The sequence below is a fragment of the Aquirufa sp. OSTEICH-129A genome, assembly GCF_054558355.1.
The window spans coordinates 774,187-793,229 of sequence record NZ_JBPXKC010000001.1 but is presented as its reverse complement, the minus strand read 5'-3'; the positions used below and the strand labels follow the sequence as shown (position 1 = coordinate 793,229).

The following is a 19,043-nucleotide window of genomic DNA, read 5'->3' as shown; positions in this document are numbered from 1 at the left end:
AAATGCCTAATAAGTTAATTAGCTATATTTTCTTGAGTTTTTCCCTGTTTTTTATGACATGGGCTTGTATAAATCCGATCAAGGATTTTAAGCAAATAGACTCTACTTCTTACTTGACTATTGAAGCTGACATTGTAAACGATCCTTCCATGTGTAAGATTCGTATCACCAATTCAGCCAATAAAATCATGTCGGTGCTTTCTTTGCCGGTGACTAAGGCGGATGTTTACATTGTTGACCAAAACGGCCTTAGAACCACTTTCAAGGAAGTTACTGGAGGAGCCACGGGTACTTACCTACCACCTACGGGTTTTGCGGGAAAGGTAGGCTCAACCTACCAGCTTTTCATCAAAACCTTGGACGGTAGACAATATCAAAGTAATCCAGAGGTCATGAATGCCGTGCCTGAGATTGAAAATATTGTCACTCAATTTGAGGTATTAGATCAATATTCCAAAGGCGATATTCGTCGGGTAGGATATACGGTTTATTTAGATTTTCAAGATAGTCCCAAAGAAGGAGATTATTACATGTGGAATTGGAGACATTATGAACCTATATCTATTTGTGCTACTTGTGATGGTGGTGGAACTTGGAATTTTAGGACAAACATGTGTATCACTCCTGTTGTGGCTACAGATCAAATCTTAAATTATGGATGTAACGGAAAATGTTGGGATATTACTAGTAATAATGATTTGAACGTGTTTTCGGATGTATTGACCAATGGCCAGCGGGTTGTGGGAAGGCAAGTGGCTCGTGCGCCATTTGATAATTATACTCCCTACTACTTTCGTTTAGAGCAAAGAGGTATTTCCAAAAGTGCCTTTACCTTCTACCAAAGTTTAATCGCTCAAGTTCAATCTAGCGGGTCTTTGTTTGATGTTCCTGCCGAAACTAGGTTCTCGGTCAATATGAAATCGATTACCAACCCAACAGAAAAAATCTTAGGAATTTTCAACGTTTTCTCCATCAGTAAGAAAATCTTTTACATAGATCGCACCAAAGGAATTCCTCCGGGCGAAAAGGCGTATATCCCTCAAGTTCCGGGAGAAATGTTTTATTGTCCAGGTGTTTCTCCAGGATGCCAAGACAAAGTTCCTTGCGTGGAAGGACCCTCAAGAACAAAGATTACACCAGAAGGGTGGACTTTATAAGAATTTTGCATCATCTTTGCGGCAAATTAGGAACAAATGGTAGGAGTTTTATTGGTTAATTTAGGTACGCCGGATGCCCCGGATACTGCTTCAGTACGTCGATATTTAAGGGAATTTTTAATGGATGGTCGGGTCATAGATATCCCCTATCCTTTTAGATTCTTATTGGTCAATGGCATCATTGCTCCCTTTAGAGCGCCTAAATCGGCCAAAATTTATCAACAACTTTGGGAAGAGCGTGGTTCTCCTTTGAAATTTTACGGAGAGGATGTACGTGATGAGCTTCAAAAAAGTTTGGGCGATGAGTATGTGGTAAAATTAGCCATGCGCTACCAAAATCCCGATTTGCCGTCTGTTTTGAAGGAAATGGAAAAGATGCAATTGAAAAAAATGATCATCATTCCTTTCTTTCCACAATATGCATCTGCTACAACAGGCTCTGTATATGAACGCGTAATGGAACTAATGAGTTCTTGGCAAATTATGCCCGATGTTTCCTTGGTTAGTTATTTCTATGATCGACCTGGATTTGCGGCATATTTTGCGGATAAAGCAAAGAAGTACCAAGCGGAACATCAGTTTGATTATTATTTATTCTCCTATCATGGTGTTCCAGAGCGACATATCAGAAATGGAGATATCACGAAAAATACCTGTGTTTTTGGGACATGTTGTGAGCAAATCACCGAGAAAAATCATGGATGTTATCGGGCACAATGCTTTGAAACTACACGTCTTATAGCCAAGGAAATGGGTCTGAAGGAAGGAACTTATGGAACAGCCTTTCAAAGTAGGTTGGGAAGAGATCCGTGGCTTCAACCCTATACCGATGAGACGATCAAAAAATTGGTGAAAGAAGGCAAGAAAAATATCTTGGCATTTTCTCCGGCTTTTGTGTCAGATTGCTTGGAAACTACCATCGAGGTAGGAGAGGAATACAAGGAATTGTTTGAAGAAGCAGGCGGAGAGCATTGGCAATTGGTGGAAAGTTTGAATAATTCACCAGAATGGGTTACGTTCTTGAAAGATTTGGTGCATCAATACTAAGTATATGCTATACTTTATCTTAAGTGTTTTCTTTTCGGTATTGCTCCTGGTTAATTTTCGGATGCATGCCAAATTCAAGGTTGACACCAGCTTGACCATTTTATTAAATTATCCCATTTGTTTTTTGACAGGTTGGGCAGTTCAACCCAATGCCCTACCATTTCATTGGCCAGCTATGCCTTATTCCATGGGTATGTTGGCACTAGGCTTGGGTTTTGTGGCTACTTTTTTGCTGACGGGTTTTTCGACTCAGAAAAATGGTATGGCGACCACCTCTTTGGCCAATAATATATCATTGGTGATTCCTGTGCTGTTTAATTTGTTGATTTGGAATCGGGGAGGGGCAAGCTGGACATGGCAAATTATAGTGGGTTTGATTTTGGCTTTTGGAGCTATTTATTTCTGTAGTCCGCCAATGGATGGAAAAGAGCAGAATAAATCATTGACAGCATTATTGTTAGTTTTTGTTGGATATGGTATTACCAATACCGCCTTCAATTTTTTAAATGCCGAAGTGGCTAATGAAGCTAGAGGAACCATTCCCTTTATGCTGATGATTGTTGCTGGAGCCATTGGTGCCTCCATCTTAGAATTGATTCGCGGAACAATCCTTGGAAAGTTTACTTGGAACAAATCCTCCATATTAGCCACTATCCCCTTGGGTTTGCCTAATTTTTTCTCCTTTTATTTTTTATTGAAGACTTTAGACTATTTTGGAAATAATGGAGCCATAGTTTTACCTATCTTTAACATAGGTGTCATTGTAGGTTCTACGGCAGTAGCTTATTTATTTTTTAAGGAGAAAATTAGTGGCCGCCAGAGCATAGGCATAAGCTTAGGATGTATTGCCATTGTGTTATTATTGCTTTAATGAAACAACTATGGAAGTAGAAATATTTACGTTGGCGGATTATGCTGCTGATTACGGTCAAGGGAAATTAGTGATAAATGGCACATTTGATAATATCTCTGCCAAGGACTTTCCCGCTATTCATCCCTCTTGTGCGGTAGTTGCTCGAATTCGTATTGCCAATTCAGAAGCAGGATTGCATTATTTTCAAATTGATGCGCTTAACCCCCAAGGTGATAATTTTCATGAACCCTTTAAAGGGGAGTTTACTACAGTCAAGAATCCGAATGCTGAACATACTACCTTAAATATTATTTGGAATTTAGTACATTCCAAATTTGATGTACCAGGTAAATATGCCTTTGAATTTTACTATGATGGCGAATTCAGAACAGGATTAGGGCTTACGGTTGGGAAGCAGGGCTAGGGGAAGAATGTAGAATGTAGAATTAAGAATTAAGAATTAAGATTTTTTTGCTACCAGAAATTGAAAAGAACAATCTTAATAACAAATAATTCTTCATTCCAAATTCTTCATTCTACATTCTTCATTCTTCAATCTTCATTCTTCATTCTACATTCTTCATTCTTCATTCTACATTCTTCATTCTACATTCTACATTCTTCATTCTACATTCTTCATTCTACATTCTTCATTCTACATTCTTCATTCTACATTCTTCATTCTTCATTCTACATTCTTCATTCTACATTCTTCATTCTACATTCATAATTACAGCACATTCGCTGTTTGCTCCTTGATTTTCTCCAATTCATCTTTCATGTTCACAACCAATCGCTGGATTTGAGAATCATTCGCTTTAGAACCTATGGTATTGATTTCACGGCCGATTTCCTGCGCCATAAAGTTTAATTTTTTACCATTTCCTTCTTTCAATACTTCTAAGAAATATTCCAAGTGAGTCGAAAGGCGCACTTTTTCTTCTGAAATGTCAAATTTTTCAATGTAGTAAACTACTTCTTGCTCAAAACGATTTTGGTCGAAATCTTCATTTAAACCTAAATCAAGCAATGATTTTTTCATCCGCTCCCGAATGTTAGGCATGCGGATTAAATCTTGCTCCTTTACAGCATCTAGTCCCGATTTAATCGAGGCTATATATTCTTTGAATTTCTCTTCCACCACATTGCCTTCTCTCAATCGAAAGGCTTTACATTCTTGTGTGGCCTCCTGAATGATTTCAAAAATGGATTGCCATAAGGCCTCTATTTCTTCTTCCGATTCTTGAGTTTGTTCTGGCTGAATGGTATTGGGCATAGAAAGCGCATGTAAATACAAGGCAGTTTCGTTAATAGGCTCCACGCCAATTTGCGTCGCAACACGCTTTAATTCACTAAAAAGATCTTCTATTTGCTTTTCAGGCAGTAAACTAGTGGAAGTAGTTTCGTTGGCCTTTTGCATGGTCAGCGATAACTCAATTTTACCCCTTTCTAATTGTTGAGTTAGGTAATTCCTTACTTCAATTTCTCTAGCAGATAAGGATTTAGGTAATCGACAAAATAAATCGGTGAACTTGGAATTCAAACTTTTGACCTCTACTTTGATTTGAAGATCTTGTATTTCTTTTTGGGCTTTACCAAAGCCGGTCATGGAATAAATCATATACTTATACTTTCTTTTTTCTATACTCTAATCCCAAGGACAATCCAAGGAATATAATCAAACCGATAGAGGCTAATCCATCTATATTAGCTCCAGTCTCTACTGATTTAGGAGCAAATTTAAACTCTATTTGATGCTTTCCTGCAGGAACAACCATGGCACGTAAGATATAATTAGCTCTTACATGTGGGCTTTCTTTGCCATCTATAAAGGCTTTCCAATCTTGATTTCCTCGGTAATAAATTTCAGAGAAAACCACCAAGGTAGGAGCGCTTAATTGACTTTGATAGCTTAATTTATTGGGGGCATAGTTAGTTAAAACTACTGTTCCACTGCTCGGGACAGGCTGGAAATTGCCTAGCCATTTTTTATCTTGGTTTTCTAAAATAGCTTCTTGCGCGGGATTGATTTTTTCAACGGCATTCAAAGCCTCATCGGCATTATTCGTCCATTTGATTTGGGAAACGACCCATGCATTACCAAGGGCACTTGGATTGGTTTGAGCAATCGGTCGATTGGTAGAATCCATACCAATCACATATTTGGTATTCAACATGTTCAATACCGTCATTTGAGCAGGATTACCTGCAAAATACTTTTCAATCAATTCTTGATAACGACGAAGTTTTGCACCATGGTAACCTCCAATGGAATGGTGGTAATAACTGGTGGTGGCATCATTCATAAAGGATACCGTAGAATTCAATACTCTGAATTGGCTTTTGTCAGCGAATATTTGTTGGTCCGCCGGACTAGGCTCAACCTGCTCATCTAAGGTACTTTTTGAAACAAAAAAATCTTTGCCAAAATAGCGTTTGGCTACGGGTGCAACGTCCAAAACCAACAAAAGTACCATACCAAAAACCCAAATGCTTTTCTTGACTTTTTCTATTGTGCTTAAAAATACTAATCCAGCTCCCAACAAAATAAAGAAGAAGCTTCTCCAAGCATCTGAAGTAAATAAGGCAATACGGTCTAGGCGAATGCTATTCCAAATGGCATTATTCAAATTGGTGTCTTGGATTAATTGGATACCGTCTTGTGGTCCTTTAAAAGATAGAAATACATCAGGTAAAAGGGCCAAAATAAGACATAAACCCGCAGTTAATCCCGTGGAAATCCATAATGGCTGTTTAATTTCAGCAAAGCTTGGTTTCTCTTTGGATAATTGAATTAAGCCTAACATGGCTAAAGCCACTAAACCAAACTGAACGAAAGACAAGACCATGGTGATGGCTCTAAATTTATTAAAGAGCGGAAAATGGTCGAAAAGAAAACCGTTGAATCCAAAGTTCTTACCCCAGGAAAAGGTGGTAAATAATACGGTAATGAAGATAATCCACCATTTTTCTTTGCTTTTGACATAAAGTGCAGCAAATAAAAATAAGAAAATAACTAGGGCACCGGCATAAGCTGGCCCAGCCGTATAACTTTGTTCTCCCCAATAAGTAAATCCTTTTTCCACGAAAGCTAAGGTTTGTTCCTCAGGAATCCCCGCATCTGTCATGGTTTTGTAGGTGTTCGATTTTGTTCCTCCAAGGTCACCTTGAGAAGCTCCTCCCATGAAATTAGGGATTAATAAAGTGCCTGTCTCCGCTATTCCGTAAGACCAGTCAAAAGCATACCCTTTTTCTAATCCGTTTCCACGGCTGGCATTGGCTTTTAATTCTGAAGGTCCACGGGTTGTTTCCTTGCTATATTCATAATTATTCCACAAGCGCATGCTGTGCGTTCCTAGGGCTAAAACGAGTCCCAAGGCCATCCATAATCCATTGATTAGCCAGCGTTTAAATTGGCCGGTTTTAATGGCTTCACTTAGTAAATACAGCTTTATTGCTCCAATGATGAAGAATAAATAATAGGTTATTTGAATGTGGTTGGCATAAAGTTCTAAGGCCATTCCCAAGGTAAAAATGGCTAATCCTAGCCATTTACGTTGACCCCAGCAAAGTCGTAATCCTGCCAATACCACGGGTGCATAGGCTAAAGCAAGCACCTTGGAAGTATGTCCAGCAGGAATAATGACCATGTTGTAGGTAGCAAAAGCATAGGCTACCGAACCGGCAAATCCCAAAATGGGCGATATGCCCATAGCCCATAAAAATAGGTACATGCCTAATAATTGTAAAAATATTAGGTTGACAGGGTTAGGTAGTATGTTAGTAATCCAGCTACCTAAGTAGCTGGAAATACTGTATGGATAAGATCCTGAAATTTGGTAGGTGGGCATTCCACTAAACATGGAGTTGGTCCACCAAGCATCTTGACCCGTTTCATTTTTGAATTGAACACTTTCCCTTGCCGCAGCTTGCGCTTGCTGTATGTCGTGCTGAATTAATACTTTTCCCTGTAAAACAGGACCACAGTAAATAAAAGCAATGACAATAAAGCCTAGAATTACTAATCCATGGGGCAAAAAGGAACGAAAATCAATTTTCATGAGTGTGAATTATTTAATCGCTACTAACTCTAATTCAAAGGTTAAATCTTTTCCTGCCATCGGGTGATTGGCATCTAAAGTCACATGTGTATCTGTCAAATCTGTTACAGTTACCTCAATGACATGTCCACCATCCTGGTGCATGTTTAAAGTAACACCCAATTCAACTGGGATATGGGAAGGAATTTGACTTCTTTCGATTGTTACCGTATTTTCTGGAGAATGTTCGCCATAAGCTTCTGCTGCAGGGATGGTAATGGTTTTTTTCTCTCCAATGCTCATTCCTGTCACGCCATCATCAAAGCCTTTGATAACCATGCCTGAACCTAATTGAAATTCTAAAGGATTGCTTCCTACGGATGAATCGAAGATACTGCCATCAGTATGTTTCCCTGTGTAATGAACGGCAACGTTGTCGCCAGTTTTTGCAATAGACATAATGTATTGTTAAGTGTAAAAAATCAGAGACAAAGGTCAGTATTTTTTTTATTAATCGAGGTATGAAAGTCTGGAAGTTTTTCGGCTATTTCATGGTAACTACACTGATACCAGCACCTCCTCGGTCCGCATGCTCATCTTGTACTTGCTTAATTTGAGCATATCGTTTTAACTGCTCTCTCACTAAATTCCGTAAAATCCCATCTCCTTTTCCATGCAGTATTCGTACTTCAGGCGCCCCCAAAAGCAGCACATCATTGATGTATTGATCTAAGCTAACCCAAACCTCTTCACCTCTTTTGCCACGTAAATCTAACGTTAGGCTAAATTGAGCCATACGGTCGTTGATATCAATTCCTTTTAAGGGAGATGTCTTCGTTTTTTCTGATTTAGGCGCTTGAACTTTTTGTAATCGTTTCAATTTGATGGTTGTACTGATGGAGCCTAAGGCCAACAAGGCATCTTTTCCTTTGATTTCAAGGACTTGCCCAATAGTAGGTTCACTACCTCCATCTTGAATTGCGACCCAATCCCCCACGGTGATAGGACCATGAATGGCTTTTAGCACAGGGTTGGTGTTGACTTTCGGTTTCACAGGTGCCTCAACCAAAGCTTTTTGAGCAAAATCATCCAGTTTTTCCCGTAATTGTTTCGTCTCTTCCTTTCCTGCGGCTTTCTCTTTAATTTCTCGAATGGTCTGCTCAATACGTTGGTTAGCTTCTTTGACTAAAAGTTTTGCCTCTGCCTTCGCCTTGTTAATGATGTTTTTTTGTTCTTCTTGTAAATGGCTTTTTAGCTGCTCATACTGTTGCTTGATGGCATCTACTTGCTCATTTTGTAAACTAAGACTGTGATTTTTACTTTGCCAAATTTGTTTCTCTGTTTCCGTTTCAAGCAATAATTTGTCGAAGTCGACCTGTTTTTTACCTAGTTTTTTTCTAGCATTTTCAATGATTCCAGTTGGTAAACCAATTTTTTGGGCAATTTCAAAGGCAAATGAACTACCCGGTTTTCCCATATCTAGGATAAAAAGTGGTTCCAAATGGGCCGTATCATAGCGCATGGCGGCATTGAATAATCCCTCTTTTCGGTCAGCTAAACTTTTTAGATTGCCAAAGTGGGTATTGATTGCACCGTAACAACCTTTGTCCGACAATTTTTCCAATATGGCCTCTGCAATGGCTCCGCCAAGCGATGGTTCAGTGCCTGTTCCAAATTCATCCACCAATATCAAGGTTTTGGCATTAGCATGTTGGAGAAAGTAACGCATGTTACTCAAATGAGAACTGTAGGTACTTAATTCATTTTCAATATTTTGCTCATCTCCCATGTCCAGGAAGATTTGCTGAAAGAAGCCCATGCTGGATCCTTCTTCGATAGGTACTAAACAACCCGATTGATATAAGTATTGTAGAAGTCCTACCGTACTCAGTGTAACTGATTTACCTCCGGCATTCGGCCCTGAGACTACCATTAGACGCTTTTTTTCATCTAGAAGAATCGACAAGGGCTTAATTTTCTTGCCAATTTTTTCTAAAGATTTTTCCAATAAAGGATGACGTGCATTCCGCCAATCCAAACTCGGTTTCTCTTCTAAATGCGGTAAAATAGCTTGATGCTCTTGTGCCCAAATGGCTTTGGCACGAATAAAATCTATTAATCCTAACCACTGAAGCCATTGGCCAAGCATAGGCACCAAGGGTCTCACGCGGTCTGATAATCGGGAAAGTATTTGAATAATTTCTCTTTTTTCAGCAGACTCTAAGGATTTGATTTCATTGTTGGCCGTTAGTGCATCTGCCGGTTCTAAGAATACTGTTTTTCCCGTATCTGATTCATCTTGTACAAATCCTTTGATCTTCCGCTTATGCTCAGCGGCTAAAGGAATTACCATACGGCCATTTCTAAGGGTCAATGAAAAATCTTTGGAAATCCATCCTTGTTGTTGTGCTTGATTCAATAAGCTATCCAACTTCTTTCTTAATCCTTGTTCCTCAGCATTTTTTTTCCTTCTAATCTCGCCTAATTCTGAAGAGGCATTTTCTTTAATTTGCCCATTGGCATCAAATACACGGGATAATTCCTGGAGAACAGGCAATAGTTGCATGTAATCCTGATCTGATTTTTCAGCTATTTTTTGAGAAAATTGCCTAGTTAATTGATGTAATTCTGGGTAGGCCTCTGAATCCAATAAATGAAAGAATCGAATGCATTGGTATAATACTTCTATTCCTCTTTGCCAATCTCTCCATTGGTCTGCTGAAAGGTAATTTCCTTCTAAAGTTAAAGGTGCCAACCAAGGACGTAAATCATAATAATCCACTTGGGGCCACTCGCCACCTCGTTCCGCCATCAATTGTTTCATTTCATGTACCTGATTGACCCATTGTTTTACCATGGGAAATCGGTTAGAAAATCGCATTTTTTCGGCAAATTCAACTCCCATAGGGCTGAGGCATGCCGCTTTGATGTCGGCCTGAACATGGCTAAAGCCAATTTTGTCAGCTAATCCTTCTGGGTAATTCATGCGGTGTAAAAGGCTTTAATTTTGGCTAGAAGTACCTCGTTGATTTTTCGGTAACTTTCATGGGTCCATCCAGCCACATGAGGGCTGAAGACGGTAGCAGGGAATGAACTGATTTTTTGGAAGAGTGATTTTTCTTCCTCTGTCCAAGTAGCTAATTTTTCATTTGGCAGGACATCCAGAATTAATCCTCTAATTTGGCCTTTTTCCAATCCTGATTTTAATGCAGCTAATGGACTGATGGGTCCGCGTGAACTATTGATTAAAACAATGGGCTTTTTAAACTGAGCAAGCCATGATTCATTGACCATGCCACGTGTTTCATCTGTTAATGGAATATGTAAAGAAACAATGTCAGCTTGATCAAAAATATTCTCCATTGTGGCGCTATATTGATCTACAGCTTGGTATTTATCATAGGCCAAAATCCTTAATCCAAAACTGCTTAAGCGACTAGCGACTGATTGTCCCATGTGACCATATCCAATGATTCCGATTGTTTTTCCTGAAATTTCCCAACCTCGATTTCCCTCTCTGTCCCAAATTCCTTGCCTAACTTCACGGTCTGATTTATTCAAATGATGTGCCAAGCTTAATAATTGCCCAATCACATGTTCTGCTACAGCTTCTTTATTTCCTTCATTGGCGGCAAATACCTCAATCTTTTTTTGACGAGCCGCCTCCAAATCGATTAAATCCAAACCAGCCCCAGCACGAGCGATAAAGCGAAGAGAGCTAGCTTGCTCTAGGAATTGGGCATCTATTTTGAGCTTACTTCTGACCACTAAGCCTTCTATATTTACTAGCTGTGCCAGTATCTCCTCTTTGGTCCAACTAACTCCATTAACCACTTGAAACCCCATAGCCTCTAGACCTAGGGGCATGGATTCATGTACTTCATCAATGATTAGGACCTGAGCGCGCATATTATGCCTGCATTCTATTTTTTACTAAATCCATTGCCAAAAAGATGGCGTGCATGAATGAACTTGGATCCGCTTCATTTTTTCCAGCGATATCATAGGCAGTTCCATGATCAGGAGAAGTACGAATGATGGGTAGACCAGCGGTAAAGTTCACTCCAGTATCAAAAGCAATGTATTTAAATGGAATCAAACCTTGATCATGATACATGCCTAAAACGCCATCAAACTCTTTGAATTGTGCTTTACCAAAAAATCCATCTGCAGGATAGGGCCCAAAAACTAGATTTCCTTGGCTTCTAAACTCATCAATAACCGGCTGAATAATTTCTAATTCTTCTTGTCCTAATAATCCCGATTCGCCTGCATGTGGATTCAAACCTAAAACAGCAAGTTTAGGTTTATCGATGCAGAAATCTTCTTTCAAACTTTTTAAAAACAGAGCAATCTTATCCTTAAGCATTTGAGTATTTAAAGCTTTGCTTACTTCTTGTAAAGGCAAGTGGCCAGTTACAACCCCCATTCTCAAATTGTCACTTACCATCATCATTAATGATGATTTGGAATCAAATCTTTCGGTTAAATATTCTGTATGACCTGGAAAGGCGAAATCGGCTGATTGAATGTTATGCTTATTGATAGGAGCGGTCACTAAAGCAGCTAATAAACCTCGATCTAAATCTTTAATAGCCATTTCTAAACAATCAAAAGCAGCTTTTCCAGCTTCTGCTGTTACTTTTCCGGGCTCAACTAGCGTGTCTTTGTCGTCCCAGGCCTTGACCAAATAGCTTTGTCCTTCATTAACTTGGTTTAGGTTATCCACAATCTTGATGGACCAATCCTTTAGTTCTAATTTTTCACGATAGAAATCTAAGACCTTTTTGGAACCATAAATAACGGGCGTACACCATTTTAAAATTCTTGGGCTTCCCAATGCTTTTAAAATGATTTCTGGACCAATGCCATTATAATCACCTAGGCTAATACCAATCAATGGTTTATTTGTGTTCATGCTTCAAAAATTCAGCCTGCAAGTTAAGAAATTTCGAGGGAAGAGGGCCTGATTTTTTTTATTAGCCACATTTGAGAAAATATTCTATCGCTAAATTGGTAACGAACCCTATAATTATTGTAAATTTTTAATATTCAGCAAAGAAAATGGGGCAATTAATGCAAAAATGCCAATTATTTTAGCATTTTTGTTAGAATGCAATAATTGAAGATAATGCCAAAGTCATACGTAAGAAAAATTTCTAGTCTCCTTATCGCCAATCGTGGTGAAATCGCTATTCGTATCATGCGTGCAGCTTCCGAGTTGGGGATTCGGACCGTCGCTGTTTATACCTTTGAAGACAGGTATTCCTTGCACCGCTACAAGGCGGATGAGGCCTATCAAATTGGTAAAGACGATGAACCATTAAAACCTTATTTGGATTACGAGGGCTTGATTGCTTTGTGTAAAAGCAAAAACATTGATGCTATTCACCCAGGATATGGGTTTTTATCTGAAAACGTCAATTTAGCGCGTAGGTGTAGAGAAGAAGGAATCGTTTTTGTAGGACCTTCTCCAGAAGCGATGGACGCACTTGGAGATAAAGTAGCAGCAAAAGTGGCGGCCATGAAGGCCAATGTTCCCATGATTCAGGATTCCAAAGGTGATTTGTCTGTTTATTCTTTGGCTTTGTCAGAAGCAAAACGTATCGGTTTTCCTGTCATGGTGAAGGCTGCAGCTGGTGGGGGAGGACGTGGTATGCGGGTGGTTCGTTTAGAAGAGGATTTAGAAAAGGCTTATAATGAGGCGCGGAATGAAGCTAAGAATGCTTTTGGAGATGAAACAATTTTCATTGAAAAATTCATTGATCAGCCGAAGCACATCGAAGTTCAATTATTGGGGGATCAGCATGGAAATTTAGTGCATTTATATGAGCGTGATTGTTCCGTTCAGCGACGTTTCCAAAAAGTAGTGGAGATAGCTCCCTCTTTTGGTCTAAAAGATGAAACTAAAAAGAAATTATACCAATATGCCTTGGCGATTGGTAAAGCGGTAAACTACTACAATGCAGGTACGGTTGAGTTTTTAGTAGACCGTGATGAAAATATCTATTTCATTGAAGTTAACCCTCGTGTACAGGTAGAGCATACCATTACGGAAGAGGTGACAGGAATTGATATCGTTCGTACACAAATATTAATTGCCCAAAATTATAAACTATCTGATCCAGGTATTTATATTCTATCACAAGAAGATATTCCTTTGCGAGGATTCGCCATTCAATGTCGAATTACTACCGAGGATCCTACCAATGGTTTCAAACCCGATTTTGGCACGATCATTGCCTACCGCAATGCAGCTGGCTTTGGTATTCGTTTGGATGAAGGATCTTCTTATCCTGGGGTAAAAATTTCACCTTATTTTGATTCCATGTTGGTCAAGGTATCTGCTAAAGGTAGAACTTTATTAGGTGCAGCCGAGCGTTTAAATCGTGCTTTGACAGAATTCCGTATTCGTGGGGTGAAAACCAATATTCCATTCTTGAGAAATGTTATTTCACATCCCATTTTTCAGAATGGACAGTGTACCGTTCAATTCATCGATACCCATCCTGAATTATTTAAATTTATTCCAACCAGAGACCGTTCCACTAAAGCCTTACGTTATTTAGGTGAAGTGATTGTCAATGGTAATCCAGATGTTAAGGTTAAGCCCACCAATAGTTTCAGACCACCAATTATTCCTTATTCAGATCCTTTGTCTGATTTTCCAAAGGGAAATAAGCAATTATTGATGGAATTGGGACCTGAGAAATTTGCCAAACACATACGGGAAACCAAACAAGTATTGTTTACCGATACTACTTTCCGCGATGGTCATCAGTCTTTGTTGGCTACTCGGGTGAGAACACAAGATATGTTGGCCGTAGCTTCTGGCTTTGCCAAATCCTTTCCTCAGTTATTTTCCATGGAAGTTTGGGGAGGGGCAACTTTCGACGTGGCCATGCGGTTTTTACAAGAATCACCATGGAAGCGTTTGCAAGAGTTTCGTCTTGCCATGCCCAATATGTTGCTTCAAATGCTTTTCCGTGGTTCTAATGCCGTGGGATATTCGGCTTATCCAGATAATTTAATTGAGAAATTTGTAGAGAAATCCTCTGAGGCGGGTATCGATGTCTTCCGTATTTTTGACTCACTAAACTGGGTAGAGGCGATGAAAGTGTCTATCCGAGCGGTGAGAGAAAGAACTCCGGGAATTGCGGAAGCGGCTATTTGTTATACAGGGGATGTATTTACCAATGAAAAATATAACCTACAGTATTATTTAGATTTGGCGCGTCAACTGGAAGATGAAGGAGCCCATATGTTAGCTATCAAAGATATGGCTGGCTTATTGAGGCCTTTCCAAGCAGAGCTTTTAGTGAAAGAATTGAAAAAAGCAGTGGATATTCCTATCCATTTGCATACACATGATACGGCTTCCATTCAATCAGCTACTTATTTAAAGGCCATTGAAGCGGGTGTTGATGTGGTGGATGGTGCTTTAGCTGCTATGTCAGGATTAACCTCTCAGCCTAATTTAAATTCCTTGGTAGCTATGATGCAAGGTCAAGCCAACCAGGATACTTTAGATTTGGAAGAAATGAACCAATATTCCAATTATTGGGAAGCGGTAAGAACTTGGTATACGCCATTTGAATCTGAACTAAAAGCAGGTACTGCTGAGGTATATGACAATGAAATTCCGGGTGGACAATACACCAACCTACGTGGACAAGCTGTTGCCTTGGGCGTAGGTGATAAGTTTGAGTTATTAAAGGACAATTATTCAGAAGCGAATAAGTTGTTTGGAGATATCGTTAAAGTAACACCGTCATCTAAAGTTGTAGGTGATATGGCTATTTTCATGACGGCTAATTCCTTAACAGCAGAAGATGTATATGCTAAGGGAGCGACATTATCTTTCCCAGAATCTGTAAAAGATTTCTTCAAAGGCGGCTTAGGTCAACCATATCAAGGATTCCCTAAGCAATTGCAAGAAATTATCTTGAAAGGAGAGGTGCCCATGGATGGAAGACCAAACGACCACTTAGCGCCAATCGATTTCGATAAAGATTTTGCTGCCTTCCAAGCCAAATTCCCTGATAATGAAGGAGGATTCTATGATTATTTGTCGTACAAAATGTATCCAAAAGTATACGAGGACTACTACAAAAATCATCAAATATATGGGGACTTAACGGCTATGCCTACTCCAGCCTTCTTCTATGGCTTAAAGCAAGATGAAGAAATCATGATTACCATTGAGCCTGGTAAAACCATCATTGTGAAGTTCCTACACATGTCGGAGCCTGATGAATCAGGTTTACGTAATGTTACCTTTGAATTGAATGGTCAAGCACGTAGGATTAAAGTCTTAGATAAAAATATCAAAGTTGAGCGTCCACAACATGTGAAGGCTTCTCAAAAAGGAGATATTGGTGCTCCATTACAAGGTCGCCTGAGTCGTATTTTGGTGAAACCGGGTGAGGAAGTTAAGAAAAATGCTCCTTTGTATGTGATTGAAGCCATGAAAATGGAATCCATAGTTTCTGCTCCATTTGAAGGTATCATCGGAAATGTGGTATTGCATGAAGGAACGGTGGTAGAACAAGATGATTTAGTATTAACCTTAGAGGAGGCTAAATTACCAGAACCTAATGTAGAAGAGTATTTATTTGTTTATGGTACGCTTCGTCGTGATTGCGGTAACGACTTACACCGTTTATTAGCTCGAAATTCGGATTATGTGGGTATGGCGACCTACCAAGGACGTATGTACCAAGTAGCAGAATATCCGGGTATAATTGCCTCGGAAGATTCGAAAGATCAGGTAGTAGGTGAATTGTATTTATTGTCAAATACGATTAAATTGTTGGGCGTGCTAGATGAATATGAGGAGTTTGATGCTGATAAACCAGATAAAAGTTTGTTTGTTAGAACCAAAGTTCCAGTGAAGTTGAATGGTCAGGTGGTAGAAAGTTATGCTTATTTATACAACAGACCAACGCAAGCAGACACACAAATTGTATCAGGAGATTATTTAAAGAAATAAGATGAAAGTATTTTTCGGGTTTTTGCTTTGCCTATTTGCCAATCATTTGGTAGCTCAAAAAGCCTTATTGAAAGCACATGCGCACAATGATTATGAGCATACGAAGCCCTTTTACGAAGCATATAATTTAGGATTTGGTTCGATTGAGGCAGATGTTTATTCCATCAAAGGAGAGTTATTAGTAGCCCATGATGTAAAAGATGTAAAGGCAGACAGAACGCTTAAAACCTTGTATATTGACCCCATTGTTAAAGTCTTATCAGAAAACAAACAAGGGAATTTTCATCAATTTTTAATTGATTTCAAAACAAGTGCAGATTCTACCTTGCCTGTCTTGATTAAGGCATTGGAACCTCATAAAGACTTGTTTATCAAACGAGGTTTGCGGATTGTTATTTCAGGAAATAGACCAGCCATAAAAAATTATGTTTTGTATCCTACATGGATTACTTTCGATGGGCGGTCGACAGAAACTTATCCTGCAGGCTTGGGTAATCGAGTTATCTTAGAAAGTGAGTCATTGTATAAATTTGGTGCATGGAGTGGACAGGGGCCCATTAGTCCGGAGTTGAAAGAAAAGTTAAAAGCCTATGTCGACCGAGTACATGCTCAAGGAAGAAAATTGAGATTATGGGCCACGCCAGACAGTTTAATCGGATATCAAACTTTATATGATTTAGGTGTGGATTATATTGGCACGGATCATTTAAGCGAATTAGCTGATTTCTTACGATTAGCCGTTAAGTAGATTTGACAAAACCCTAGCTTTACCTAATAAACCTACAACCATGATTAAGCGTCGAGAGTTTCTACAACAAAGTTCTTTATTAGCCTTAATGGCTTCATTTCCTGCTATGAAGGCGGATTCTTCCTTTAAAATGGGTTATTCAGCCATTACTTGGGGAGGTAAAGATGAACAAGCCATAGTAGATATTGCCTCATTAGGATTCAAAGGAATTCAATTAAGAGCCAATTCTTACACCAAATACAAAGATAATCCACAGGAATTAAAGGCCTTATTGGACGCCTCTAAACTTCAATTGGTGATGTTTTCAAGTGGAAACGTGGAGATTGATCCTGCCAAAGTTCCTGCCTCCATCGAGCAACATGTAAATCATGCTAAGTTTGTAAAAGCTTTGGGTGGTGATTCCATACAATTGACTAACAGCCTTAGAAAAAAGGGTGAAACACCTAGTCAAGAGGATTTGGTGAAATTAGCTGAGGTGATGAATGAAATTGGTAGAAGAACAAAAGAGGTGGGCGTACAAGCGACTTACCATAATCACATGAACCAATTTGGAGAAACTCCAGAAGAAGTCGATATTTTGGTAAAAAGTATGAATCCAGCTTACTTACGATTATTGTTGGATGTAGCGCACTACCATCAAGGAGGAGGAAAGCCTGCAGATGCAGTTTTGAAATACAAGAATATCATTCATTCATTCCATATCAAAGATGTGGAGAGTCCTATCAAAGGACAAGAAGCTAATCCTTCTTCCTATAAGTTTGTGGAGCTTGGACAAGGGAAAGTAGATATGAAAGGCATTTTCAATAATATGCGTAAAATCAAGTTCAAAGGATGGGCCATTGTAGAATTGGATGGTGTGCCTGATAAGGCTAAATCTCCCTTACAATGTGGAACAATTAGTCGAGACTTTTTACGCGATACCATAAAATACCATTTTGACTAACATGCCTCAAATAGTATAATATGGCTCGAAAAAAAGGTTCAGCAAGTATTTTATTCATTTTTATAACATTAGTTATCGATGTGTTAGGGATAGGTTTAATTGTACCTATCATGCCAACCTTGATTTCGAGTTTTACAGGAGGTGATTTAAGTTCCGCTTCGCAATATTCCGGTTGGATGATGGCTTCCTATGCCATCATGCAATTCTTATTTTCACCTGTTTTAGGGGGGGTATCGGATCAATTTGGGCGCAGACCAATCATTTTAATCTCTTTACTTGGCTTTAGTTTAAACTATTTAATTTCTGCTTTGGCTCCCAATTTATTGTGGTTGTTTTTGGCCCGAATATTTTCGGGCATAACTGGTGCTAGTTTTACAACGGCACAGGCATACATTGCAGATATTTCCAAGCCTGAAGATCGGGCCAAGAATTTTGGGATGGTGGGTGCGGCCTTTGGTATAGGTTTTATTATTGGACCTGCCGTAGGAGGATTTTTGGGTAGCTATGGCGTGACGGTTCCATTTTATGCTTCGGCTATATTGACTTTGCTAAATGCCTTGTATGGATATTTTGTATTACCAGAATCTTTAGCGCTAGAAAATCGAAGAAAGTTTGATATCACCCGGGCCAATCCTTTGGGGTCATTGAAGATTTTCACTCGATATCCATTGATAACTGGCTTAGTAGGAGGCTATTTTTGTTTGCAATTAGCTGGTCAAGCTCATCCAAGCACGTGGTCATATTTTACCATGAAAGTTTTTTCATGGTCTCCTACTGAAGTAGGCTATTCTTTGGCATTTGTTGGGGCCATAGTCGCCATTGTTCAAGGAGGATTATCTCGTTTTATCATGCCCAAATTGGGTGATAAGCGGGCCATTCTATATGGTTTAATGATGTATGGCTTAGGGTTTTTCTTGTTTGCTTATGCCACTAAATCTTGGATGATGTATGTATTTATGGTACCATTTGGCTTGGGTGGTATTGCGGGACCAGCTTTACAAAGTATGATTACCCAGCAAGTAGGCCCTGATGCTCAAGGTGAGTTACAAGGAGGTTTAACTAGTTTGCAATCCATTACTACCATTTTAGGTCCTTTGGTTGCCTCTAATCTTTTCGCTTATTTTACTTCTACCACAGCACCCATACAATTTCCTGGAGCAGCTTTTTTTATTGCAGGTATTCTTGTTTTTATAGGACTTGCTGTTGTATTGTCCTCCATATCTTCTAGAAAAAGAATTTAATTGATAATTGGCAGATTCAGGG

14 protein-coding genes are annotated in these 19,043 nt (G+C 39.2%); 8 read left to right on the top strand and 6 right to left on the bottom strand.

Going from position 1 to position 19,043, the window contains the following annotated elements:
• Window positions 1-2 precede the first annotated feature (2 nt).
• Genes SKC36_RS03555 through SKC36_RS03540 form a run of 4 tightly spaced genes read left to right on the top strand, consistent with a single transcriptional unit; the run spans window position 3 to window position 3,481 of the window.
• Window positions 3-1,157 (top strand): DUF4249 domain-containing protein, encoded by a 1,155-nt coding sequence (locus SKC36_RS03555; protein ID WP_459464627.1) that lies wholly within the window; start codon window positions 3-5, stop codon window positions 1,155-1,157.
• Window positions 1,158-1,193: 36 nt separating this feature from the next.
• Window positions 1,194-2,204 (top strand): ferrochelatase, encoded by a 1,011-nt coding sequence (hemH, locus tag SKC36_RS03550; RefSeq protein WP_459453150.1) that lies wholly within the window; start codon window positions 1,194-1,196, stop codon window positions 2,202-2,204.
• A 4-nt stretch (window positions 2,205-2,208) separates the two neighbouring features.
• Window positions 2,209-3,075 carry an EamA/RhaT family transporter gene (locus tag SKC36_RS03545; RefSeq protein ID WP_459453149.1) on the top strand — a complete coding sequence of 289 codons (867 nt, stop codon included), beginning with the start codon at window positions 2,209-2,211 and terminating at the stop codon, window positions 3,073-3,075.
• 10 nt (window positions 3,076-3,085) lie between these two features.
• Window positions 3,086-3,481: a DUF6941 family protein gene (locus SKC36_RS03540; RefSeq protein ID WP_459453148.1), complete on the top strand. Its 396-nt coding sequence runs from the start codon at window positions 3,086-3,088 to the stop codon at window positions 3,479-3,481.
• Between the two features lie 306 nt (window positions 3,482-3,787).
• Here SKC36_RS03540 and SKC36_RS03535 read toward each other — a convergent pair whose 3' ends face one another.
• From SKC36_RS03535 to pdxA, 6 genes are all read right to left on the bottom strand, one after another.
• On the bottom strand, window positions 3,788-4,678 hold the full coding sequence (locus SKC36_RS03535; protein WP_459464625.1) for a YicC/YloC family endoribonuclease: 891 nt from the start codon (window positions 4,676-4,678) through the stop codon (window positions 3,788-3,790).
• Window positions 4,679-4,682: 4 nt separating this feature from the next.
• A complete protein-coding gene (locus tag SKC36_RS03530) occupies window positions 4,683-7,118 on the bottom strand; it encodes a hypothetical protein (RefSeq protein WP_459464623.1) in 2,436 nt (811 codons plus the stop codon).
• Between the two features lie 9 nt (window positions 7,119-7,127).
• The gene (locus SKC36_RS03525; protein WP_459453145.1) at window positions 7,128-7,556 is read right to left on the bottom strand and encodes an FKBP-type peptidyl-prolyl cis-trans isomerase; all 429 of its coding nucleotides are present in this window, start codon (window positions 7,554-7,556) and stop codon (window positions 7,128-7,130) included.
• Between the two features lie 85 nt (window positions 7,557-7,641).
• A complete protein-coding gene (locus tag SKC36_RS03520) occupies window positions 7,642-10,083 on the bottom strand; it encodes an endonuclease MutS2 (protein ID WP_459464621.1) in 2,442 nt (813 codons plus the stop codon).
• The gene (locus SKC36_RS03515; protein ID WP_459464618.1) at window positions 10,080-11,006 is read right to left on the bottom strand and encodes an NAD(P)-dependent oxidoreductase; all 927 of its coding nucleotides are present in this window, start codon (window positions 11,004-11,006) and stop codon (window positions 10,080-10,082) included. Before SKC36_RS03515 ends, SKC36_RS03520 begins: the two co-directional genes overlap by 4 nt.
• A 1-nt stretch (window position 11,007) precedes the next feature.
• Window positions 11,008-12,015: a 4-hydroxythreonine-4-phosphate dehydrogenase PdxA gene (pdxA, locus tag SKC36_RS03510; RefSeq protein WP_459464616.1), complete on the bottom strand. Its 1,008-nt coding sequence runs from the start codon at window positions 12,013-12,015 to the stop codon at window positions 11,008-11,010.
• 213 nt (window positions 12,016-12,228) lie between these two features.
• On the opposite strand from pdxA, the gene SKC36_RS03505 reads away from it, so the two are divergent.
• From SKC36_RS03505 to SKC36_RS03490, 4 genes are read left to right on the top strand one after another with little or no spacing between them, the layout of a single operon-like run.
• Entirely contained in the window at window positions 12,229-16,089 is a 3,861-nt protein-coding gene (locus SKC36_RS03505; protein ID WP_459464614.1) for a pyruvate carboxylase, read from the top strand.
• 1 nt (window position 16,090) lies between these two features.
• Window positions 16,091-16,837 (top strand): PI-PLC domain-containing protein, encoded by a 747-nt coding sequence (locus tag SKC36_RS03500; RefSeq protein ID WP_459453140.1) that lies wholly within the window; start codon window positions 16,091-16,093, stop codon window positions 16,835-16,837.
• Window positions 16,838-16,877: 40 nt separating this feature from the next.
• Window positions 16,878-17,780, top strand: coding sequence for a sugar phosphate isomerase/epimerase family protein (locus tag SKC36_RS03495; protein ID WP_459453139.1), 903 nt, complete (start codon window positions 16,878-16,880; stop codon window positions 17,778-17,780).
• 20 nt (window positions 17,781-17,800) lie between these two features.
• Window positions 17,801-19,021 carry a TCR/Tet family MFS transporter gene (locus tag SKC36_RS03490; protein ID WP_459464612.1) on the top strand — a complete coding sequence of 407 codons (1,221 nt, stop codon included), beginning with the start codon at window positions 17,801-17,803 and terminating at the stop codon, window positions 19,019-19,021.
• Window positions 19,022-19,043: the final 22 nt, after the last annotated feature.